Annotated in this window: 10 protein-coding genes; all 10 read left to right on the forward strand. The window is 68.0% G+C overall.

Annotated features, from left to right (window positions below; translation table 11 throughout):
• Nucleotides 1-5 precede the first annotated feature (5 nt).
• The 10 genes from fliG (at nucleotide 6) to fliP (ending at nucleotide 8,038) form a co-directional block, all read left to right on the forward strand.
• Entirely contained in the window at nucleotides 6-995 is a 990-nt protein-coding gene (fliG, locus tag QRM60_RS18365) for a flagellar motor switch protein FliG (RefSeq protein WP_011037091.1), read from the forward strand.
• Nucleotides 992-1,612 carry a FliH/SctL family protein gene (locus QRM60_RS18370; RefSeq protein ID WP_011037090.1) on the forward strand — a complete coding sequence of 207 codons (621 nt, stop codon included), beginning with the start codon at nucleotides 992-994 and terminating at the stop codon, nucleotides 1,610-1,612. The genes fliG and QRM60_RS18370 overlap by 4 nt, the downstream gene beginning before the upstream one ends.
• On the forward strand, nucleotides 1,609-2,985 hold the full coding sequence (gene fliI, locus QRM60_RS18375; protein WP_012438339.1) for a flagellar protein export ATPase FliI: 1,377 nt from the start codon (nucleotides 1,609-1,611) through the stop codon (nucleotides 2,983-2,985). The genes QRM60_RS18370 and fliI overlap by 4 nt, the downstream gene beginning before the upstream one ends.
• Nucleotides 2,986-2,988: 3 nt before the next feature.
• Nucleotides 2,989-3,444 carry a flagellar export protein FliJ gene (fliJ, locus tag QRM60_RS18380; RefSeq protein WP_285446791.1) on the forward strand — a complete coding sequence of 152 codons (456 nt, stop codon included), beginning with the start codon at nucleotides 2,989-2,991 and terminating at the stop codon, nucleotides 3,442-3,444.
• Entirely contained in the window at nucleotides 3,441-4,721 is a 1,281-nt protein-coding gene (locus tag QRM60_RS18385; protein WP_076036905.1) for a flagellar hook-length control protein FliK, read from the forward strand. The genes fliJ and QRM60_RS18385 overlap by 4 nt, the downstream gene beginning before the upstream one ends.
• A gap of 165 nt (nucleotides 4,722-4,886) precedes the next feature.
• Entirely contained in the window at nucleotides 4,887-5,429 is a 543-nt protein-coding gene (locus QRM60_RS18390; protein WP_016945280.1) for a flagellar basal body-associated FliL family protein, read from the forward strand.
• Between the two features lie 12 nt (nucleotides 5,430-5,441).
• Nucleotides 5,442-6,455, forward strand: a complete 1,014-nt coding sequence (fliM, locus tag QRM60_RS18395; protein ID WP_011037085.1) for a flagellar motor switch protein FliM — start codon at nucleotides 5,442-5,444, stop codon at nucleotides 6,453-6,455.
• Nucleotides 6,452-6,790: a flagellar motor switch protein FliN gene (gene fliN / locus QRM60_RS18400; protein ID WP_014507674.1), complete on the forward strand. Its 339-nt coding sequence runs from the start codon at nucleotides 6,452-6,454 to the stop codon at nucleotides 6,788-6,790. Before fliM ends, fliN begins: the two co-directional genes overlap by 4 nt.
• Nucleotides 6,787-7,194, forward strand: a complete 408-nt coding sequence (fliO, locus tag QRM60_RS18405; RefSeq protein WP_285446792.1) for a flagellar biosynthetic protein FliO — start codon at nucleotides 6,787-6,789, stop codon at nucleotides 7,192-7,194. The genes fliN and fliO overlap by 4 nt, the downstream gene beginning before the upstream one ends.
• 1 nt (nucleotide 7,195) lies before the next feature.
• Complete coding sequence (gene fliP, locus QRM60_RS18410; protein ID WP_011037082.1) at nucleotides 7,196-8,038, forward strand: flagellar type III secretion system pore protein FliP; 843 nt, start codon at nucleotides 7,196-7,198, stop codon at nucleotides 8,036-8,038.
• Nucleotides 8,039-8,125: the final 87 nt, after the last annotated feature.

The raw sequence follows: 8,125 nt of genomic DNA on the forward strand, positions 1-8,125 counted from the left end.
AATCGATGTCCGGTGTGCAGCGTGCCGCGGTGCTGTTGCTGTCGCTTGGGGAAACCGACGCGGCCGAGGTGCTCAAGCACATGGACCCCAAGGAAGTGCAGAAGATCGGCATCGCCATGGCCACCATGAGCGGCATCTCGCGCGACCAGGTCGAAAAGGTGATGGACGACTTCAACGGCGAACTGGCCGGCAAGACCTCACTGGGCGTGGGCGCCGACGACTACATCCGCAACGTGCTGATCCAGGCGCTTGGCGCCGACAAGGCCGGCGGCCTGATCGACCGCATCCTGCTGGGCCGCAACACCACCGGCCTGGACACCCTGAAGTGGATGGACCCGCGCGCGGTCGCCGACCTGGTGCGTAACGAACACCCGCAGATCATCGCCATCGTCATGGCGCACCTGGATAGCGACCAGGCCGCCGAAGCATTGAAGCTGCTGCCCGAGCGCACCCGCGCCGACGTGCTGCTGCGCATCGCCACCCTGGACGGCATCCCGCCCAATGCGCTGAGCGAGCTCAACGACATCATGGAGCGCCAATTTGCCGGCAACCAGAACCTGAAGTCGTCCAACGTGGGCGGCATCAAGGTGGCTGCCAACATCCTCAACTTCCTGGACACCGGCCCCGAACAGGGCGTGCTGGGCGAGATCGGCAAGATCGACGCCGACCTGGCCAGCAAGATCCAGGACCTGATGTTCGTGTTCGACAACCTGGTGGACCTGGACGACCGCGGCCTGCAGACGCTGCTGCGAGAAGTCTCCGGCGAGCGCCTGGGCTTGGCCCTGCGCGGCGCCGACGTCAAGGTGCGCGAAAAGATCACCCGCAATATGTCCCAGCGCGCCGCCGAGATCCTGCTCGAAGACATGGAAGCCCGCGGCCCGGTACGCCTGGCCGACGTGGAAGCGGCGCAGAAGGAAATCCTCACCATCGTCCGCCGCCTGGCTGACGAAGGTGCGATCAGCCTCGGCGGCGCCGGTGCGGAGGCGATGGTATGAACGACGTGGTCACCCGCTGGCTCGCCCCCGACCTGCACATGGCGCCGGCACTGCCGGAAGCCGAGTTCGACGAACCGGCCGTGTACGAGCCGGTGCTGCGCCCGCCGACCCTGGAGGAGATCCAGGCCATCGAGGACGCCGCCCAGCAGGAAGGCTTCGCCCGCGGCCATGCCGAAGGCTTTGCCCAGGGCCAGTCGGAAGTGCGCCGCCTGACCGCGCAGATCGACGGCATCCTGGACAACTTCACCCGCCCGCTGGCACGTCTGGAAAACGAAGTGGTCGGCGCGCTCGGCGAGCTGGCCGTGCGCATTGCCGGCTCGCTGGTCGGGCGCGCCTACCAGGCCGAGCCGCAGCTGCTGGCCGACCTGGTGCAGGAAGCCATCGATGCGGTTGGCAGCGCCGGCCGTGAGGTCGAGGTGCGCCTGCATCCGGACGACATCACCGCCCTGCTGCCGCACCTGGCCACCAGCAGCACCACCCGGGTGGCCCCGGACCTGACCCTGAGCCGCGGCGACCTGCGCGTGCATGCCGAAAGCGTCCGCGTGGACGGCACCCTGGACGCGCGCCTGCGGGCCGCATTGGAAACCGTCATGCGTAAATCCGGAGCAGGCCTGTGAGCGCCTTGTTGGGAGCCACCCCGGCCGATTGGCTGGATGCACGTAATCTGCGCCTGGCCACCCGTCTGGGCGGGCTGGGCCTGGACCCGGCCGCCGGCCGCACCCTGATCCGCGAAGGCATCCTGCGCCGCGCGGTGGGCCTGACCCTGGAAGCCACCGGCTGCGAGGCGCCGATGGGCGCCACCTGCAAGGTGGAAGTCGATGGCGGCTGGGTCGACGCCGAAGTGGTCGGTTTTTCCGGCGAACGCACCTATCTGATGCCCAGCGCCGAACTGCACGGCCTGCTGCCCAACGCCCGCGTGGTGCCCTCGCGGCGCCGCGGCGGCGTGGAAGTGGGCGAAGGCCTGCTCGGCCGCGTCATCGACAGCGACGGCACCCCGCTGGACGGCAAGGGCCCGATCCGCGCCGAAGGCAGCGTGGGCATGGCCGGCGTGTCGATCAACCCGCTGGCGCGCGAACCCATCACCACTTCACTGGACGTGGGCGTGCGCGCCATCAACGCGATGCTGCCGATCGGCCGCGGCCAGCGCGTGGGGCTGTTCGCCGGCTCCGGCGTCGGTAAATCGACGCTGCTCGGTATGATGACCCGCTTCACCTCCGCCGACGTCATCGTGGTGGGGCTGATCGGCGAACGTGGCCGCGAAGTGCGGGACTTCGTCGAAACCACCCTGGGCGAGGAAGGTCTGCGCCGCGCCGTGGTCGTGGCCGCCCCAGCCGACCGCCCGCCGCTGGCCCGCCTGCATGGCGCCTACCGCGCCACCGCGATTGCCGAATGGTTCCGCGACCAGGGCCTGAATGTGCTGCTGCTGATGGATTCGCTGACCCGTTTTGCGCAGGCCCAGCGCGAGATCGGCCTGTCGGTCGGCGAGCCGCCCACCACCCGCGGCTACCCGCCGTCGGTGTTCGCCAAATTGCCGGCGCTGGTGGAACGTGCCGGCAACGGCGCCAAGGGCCGCGGCTCGATCACCGCCTTCTACACCGTGCTGACCGAAGGCGACGACCCGCAGGACCCGATCGCCGACGCCGCGCGCGCCATTCTCGACGGCCACATCCTGCTTTCGCGCCGGGTTGCCGACAGCGGCCTGTACCCCGCCATCGACCTGGAATCCTCGGTCAGCCGCGTGGTGCAGGACATTGCCGACGACACCTGGCGCCTGCGCATCCGCAAGCTCAAGCGCCTGCTGTCTGCCTACACCGCCAACCGCGACCTGATCGCCATCGGCGCCTACCAGCGCGGCAGCGACCCGGCCACCGACGAAGCGCTGGCCCGCTGGCCGGAAATTGTCGACTTCCTTGGCCAGGACGTGCACAAGGCGTCCGATCTGACCGACAGCCTGTCCGCGCTGCAGCGGCTGGTGGAACCAGAGAACTAACCGATGATGCAGTCCAAACGAATCGACCCGCTGCTGCGGCGTGCGCAGGAACAGGAAGACAAGGTCGCCCGCGACCTGGCCGAGCGTCAGCGCGCCCTGGACACGCATCAGTCGCGTCTGGAAGAACTGCGCCGCTACGCCGAGGAATACGCCAGCAGCCAGATGTCGGGCACCAGCGCGGTGGCGCTGAGCAACCGCCGCGCCTTCCTGGACCGGCTCGACAGCGCCGTGCTGCAGCAGGCCCAGACCGTGGAAAGCAACCGCGCCAGGGTGGAAGCCGAGCGCACCCGCCTGCTGCTGGCCAGCCGCGAAAAACAGGTGCTGGAGCAATTGGCTGCCAGCTACCGCGCACAGGAGAACAAGGTGATCGAACGCCGCGACCAACGTGAGATGGACGACCTGGGCGCGCGCCGCGTGCGCCTGGCCCGCAGCGAAGACGCCACCGGAGAATCCGCATGAACCCCCTGTCCGCCTTTGCGGCCGGCCTTGGCGCACTCGCCAGCACCGGCAAGAAATCCAGCTACAGCGATCCCTCCTCCGAGCAGGACCCGGGGCAGGACCAGTTCGCGCGCATGCTCAACCCGGCCAACACGCCCAACCAGGCCCCGCCGCAGGCGCCCGAGCGCGTGCCGGCCAAGCAGGCCGCGCCCAAGCCGCCCGCCGACAAGCAACGCAGCGACGACGACAACAACGAGGACGCGCCGGGCGATGCCACTGCGCGCCCGCGTGCGCAGGACGGCGATGGTAAATCTGCCCAATCCGCCAAGCAGTCCACCAAGGAGCCGGCGGCCAAGGACACCAGCGCAGCCACTGACACTGCCAAGGCCAAGCCGGCCGGCGCCGACGGCAAAGAAGAACCCACGGACGCGACTGCCACCCCCGAGGCCGCCTGGCCGCCGGCGGGCCTGGGCGGGTTCGGCATGAGCCTGCTGGCGGCAGCGGTACCGGGCGGCGACGCCCTGGCTGCGGCGGCCGCAGCACTGGCGGCCAGCATGAGCGCTGCCACCACGGCGACTACCGCCACGCCCACCCTGCCCACCGATGCAGCCGCACCGGCCACCACCGCCACGGCCGCCAGCGCCCTGCCCTCGTTGGGCGCGCTGGCACCGGCGGCGGCCACCGCCAAACCCGCCGCAGCCACGGCGCTCAGCGCCGAGCCGCAGGCCGCCGCGCTGATGGGCCTGGCCACCGCCGCTCTGGACAGCTCGGCCGACGACCTCAAGACCGATGCGCCGGACGCGCCGGCCTTCGTGCTGCCGACCACCACCGCCTCCGCGCTGAACCGCCTGCAGGACGCCCCGGCCGTGTTCAGTGCCTCGCCCACCCCGACCCCGGAAATGGGCAGCGACACCTTCGACGATGCCATCGGCGCCCGGCTCAGCTGGCTGGCCGACCAGAAGATCGGCCACGCCCACATCAAGGTCACCCCGAACGAGATGGGCCCGGTCGAGGTGCGCCTGCATCTGGAAGGCGACAAGGTCAATGCCAGCTTCACCGCCGCCAACGCCGATGTACGCCAGGCGCTGGAGCAGAGCCTGCCGCGCCTGCGCGACATGCTCGGCCAGCAGGGCTTCCAGCTGGGCCAGGCCGATGTGAGCCAGCAACAGCAGAACCCATCCGGCAATCGCAACGGTGCCGGCACCGATGGCAACGGCCTGAGCCTGGAAGACAGCCCGCCCGTCGGAATTCCGTCGGTGGTGCTGCGCCAGCGTGGATTGCTGGACGCTTACGCCTGATTCCCACGGGCCCATGGGCCCGATCGCGTCGCGCACCGCGGGCACGCCCCCGCCCGTGGTGCCCTCCATACCCCCGCAGCGTAAGGGCTGCGGGGGTTTTGGTGCATCCGGAAGACGGGCGCCAGGAAACCGGCGCGGTTTTGGCACGCTGATTGCATCCACTGGGTGAGCATTCCCCTGGAGCACACCGTGGCAGCCGCGAAAAAACCCGAAAAGACCGAAGAGAAAGACGAGAAGAAGAAGGGCGGCAAGAAGCCCATCCTGCTGATCGCCATCGGTGTCGTTGTGCTGGCGGCTGCCGGCGGCGGCGCCTGGTTCTTCCTCGGCCACAAGGGCGAAGAGAAAGACGGCAAGCACGCCGCACCGAAGGTTGCCGAAGTGCCCAAGCCGGCGCAGTACTTCCCGATGGACCCGGCGATCGTGGTCAACCTGGCCGACCCCGGCGACGGCCCGCAGTACCTGCAGGTCGAAGTGCAGCTGGTCACCCGCGACCCGGAAGAACTCAAGCTCATCACCGAAAACGCCCCGGCCATCCGCGCGCATCTGCTGATGCTGCTGTCGCAGGTCAAGGCCGCCGATGTGGCCGACCTGCCCGGCAAGCAGAAGCTGCAGAAATCCGCGCTGGCCGAAGCGCAGAAGGTCATGACCAGCGAGACCGGCAAGAAGTGCGTCGAAGAACTGCTGTTCACCAGTTTCGTTACCCAGTAAGGCACCGTCCCCATGAGCGTCAGTGATCTGCTTTCCCAGGACGAAATCGATGCCCTGCTGCATGGCGTCGATTCGGGCGCGGTCAACACCGAGCCGGAGCCGTTACCCGGCGAGGCCCGTCAATACGATCTGTCCAGCCAGGACCGCATCATCCGTGGCCGCATGCCGACCCTGGAGATGGTCAACGAGCGCTTTGCGCGGCTATGGCGTATTGGCCTGTTCAACCTGATCCGGCGCTCGGCGGACCTGTCGGTGCGCGGCATCGACCTGGTCAAGTTCAACGAGTACATGCACTCGCTGTACGTGCCCACCAACCTCAACCTGATCCGCTTCAAGCCGCTGCGCGGCACCGGGCTGATCGTGTTCGAACCCACCCTGGTGTTCACCGTGGTGGACAACTTCTTCGGCGGCGACGGCCGCTTCCACACGCGCATCGAAGGCCGCGAGTTCACCGCCACCGAGATGCGCGTGATCCAGCTGATGCTCAAGCAGACCTTCGCCGATCTGAAGGAAGCCTGGGCGCCGGTGATGGATGTGGACTTCGAGTACATCAACTCGGAGATCAACCCGCACTTCGCCAACATCGTCACCCCGCGCGAGTACGTGGTGGTGTGCCGCTTCCACGTGGAGCTGGAAGGCGGCGGCGGCGAGATCCACATCACCCTGCCGTACTCGATGCTGGAGCCGATCCGCGAACTGCTCGACGCCGGCATCCAGAGCGACCGCAACGACCGCGACGATTCGTGGAACGTGATGCTGCGCGAGCAGCTGGACACCGCCGAGGTCACCCTCTCCAGCGTGCTGGCCAGCAAGCGCATGAGCCTGCGCCAGCTCACCGGCCTGAAGATCGGCGACATCCTGCCGATCGACCTGCCCGCCCAGGTGCCGCTGTGCGTGGAAGAAATCCCCTTGTTTACCGGTGAATTCGGCGTTTCCAACGGCAACAACGCCGTCAAGATCACCGCCGTACGCCCGCCCGGCGTGCAAGCCCCACGCGCCGTTCCCTCCCAGGACTCCAGCAAATGATCAACTCCGACATCCTCGACGCCGCGCCCGCCACCTTCGAAAGCCTGCACGCCGAGCACGACCAGAACGCCACCGACCTCAACCTGGACGTCATCCTGGACGTGCCGGTCACCCTGTCGCTGGAAGTCGGCCGCGCGCGCATTCCGATCCGCAACCTGCTGCAGCTCAACCAGGGCTCGGTGGTGGAACTGGAACGTGGCGCCGGCGAGCCGCTGGACGTGTACGTCAACGGCACCTTGATCGCGCATGGCGAAGTGGTGGTGATCAACGACCGCTTCGGCATCCGCCTGACCGACGTGGTCAGCCCCAGCGAACGGATCCGGAGGCTGCGGTGATCGGCCTGCTGGCCATTGCCGCGCCCGCCGCGGCCAAGGCCACCCAGGTCGGCGCGCAGGCGCCCTCTTCACCCGGCCTGTTTGGCGCGGTCTTTGCATTGCTGTCGGTGCTCGCGCTGATCGTCGGCCTGGGCTGGTTGCTCAAGCGCATGCCCGGCAGCGGATTCCGCAGCACCGAGGGCTTGCGGGTGGTCACCAGCCTGGCGGTGGGTGCCAAGGAACGCGTGGTGGTGGTTGAGGTCAACGGCCAGCAATTGCTGCTGGGCGTGACCGCCGGCGGCATCAGCACCTTGCACACCCTGGCCGAACCACTGCCGCCCACGCCTGCACCCACCCTGCCCAATTTCAAGCAACTTCCCAATTTCGCCCAGCTGCTCGCACAGAAGCTGCGCAAGGACCCGTGACATGTTCAGTCGTTGGAATCGCTGGGGGCGCAGTGTGCGCCTGGTGTTGATCCTGCTGGTGATGAGCTGCCCGCTGCTGGCCAGCGCTACGCCCGCGGCCCTGCCGGCCATGGCCCAGGCCGCCGCGCCTGCCGCCGCACCGGCGGCGCCGGCCACCGGCAATCAGATCCCCACCCTGCCCAACGTCAGCGTTGGCCGCATCGGCGACCAACCGGTGAGCCTGCCGCTGCAGACACTGCTGCTGATGACGGCGATCACGCTGCTGCCGTCGATGCTGCTGGTGCTCACCGCCTTCACCCGCATCACCATCGTGCTGGGCCTGCTGCGCCAGGCGCTGGGCACCGGCCAGACCCCCTCCAACCAGGTCCTGCTGGGCCTGGCGATGTTCCTGACCGCGTTGGTGATGATGCCGGTGTGGCAAAAGATGTGGGGTGCCGGCCTGCAGCCGTACCTCAACAACCAGATCGATTTCTCCACCGCCTGGACGCTGACCACCCAGCCGCTGCGCGCCTTCATGCTGGCGCAGATCCGCGAGACCGACCTGATGACCTTCGCGGGCATGGCCGGCGACGGCAAGTACGCCGGCCCGGACGCGGTGCCGTTCCCGGTGCTGGTGGCGTCGTTCGTGACCAGCGAGCTGAAGACGGCATTCGAGATCGGGTTTCTGATCTTCATTCCATTCGTGATCATCGATCTGGTGGTCGCCAGCGTGTTGATGTCGATGGGCATGATGATGCTGTCGCCGATGCTGATCTCGGCGCCGTTCAAGATCTTGTTGTTCATCCTGGTGGATGGGTGGGTGTTGGTGGTGGGCACGCTGGCGGCGAGCTTTAACGCGTCGTAGGGGTGGGCGCGCGTTGCGCGCGGTAGCACGGTCTTAGAACCTGTTCACGATCTTCTGAGTAATAGTGCCAAGAAGGCCAAATGGATG

The sequence above is a fragment of the Xanthomonas sp. fls2-241-TYG-148 genome, assembly GCF_030208815.1.
In the GTDB taxonomy this organism is placed as follows: domain Bacteria; phylum Pseudomonadota; class Gammaproteobacteria; order Xanthomonadales; family Xanthomonadaceae; genus Xanthomonas; species Xanthomonas campestris.

Coding starts and splice junctions, on each gene's coding strand:
- fliP (WP_011037082.1), top strand. CDS start 7,196: ATGTTCAGTCGTTGGAATCGCTGGGGGCGCAGTGTGCGCCTGGTGTTG.
- fliJ (WP_285446791.1), top strand. CDS start 2,989: ATGATGCAGTCCAAACGAATCGACCCGCTGCTGCGGCGTGCGCAGGAA.
- fliM (WP_011037085.1), top strand. CDS start 5,442: ATGAGCGTCAGTGATCTGCTTTCCCAGGACGAAATCGATGCCCTGCTG.
- QRM60_RS18385 (WP_076036905.1), top strand. CDS start 3,441: ATGAACCCCCTGTCCGCCTTTGCGGCCGGCCTTGGCGCACTCGCCAGC.
- QRM60_RS18370 (WP_011037090.1), top strand. CDS start 992: ATGAACGACGTGGTCACCCGCTGGCTCGCCCCCGACCTGCACATGGCG.
- fliN (WP_014507674.1), top strand. CDS start 6,452: ATGATCAACTCCGACATCCTCGACGCCGCGCCCGCCACCTTCGAAAGC.
- fliG (WP_011037091.1), top strand. CDS start 6: ATGTCCGGTGTGCAGCGTGCCGCGGTGCTGTTGCTGTCGCTTGGGGAA.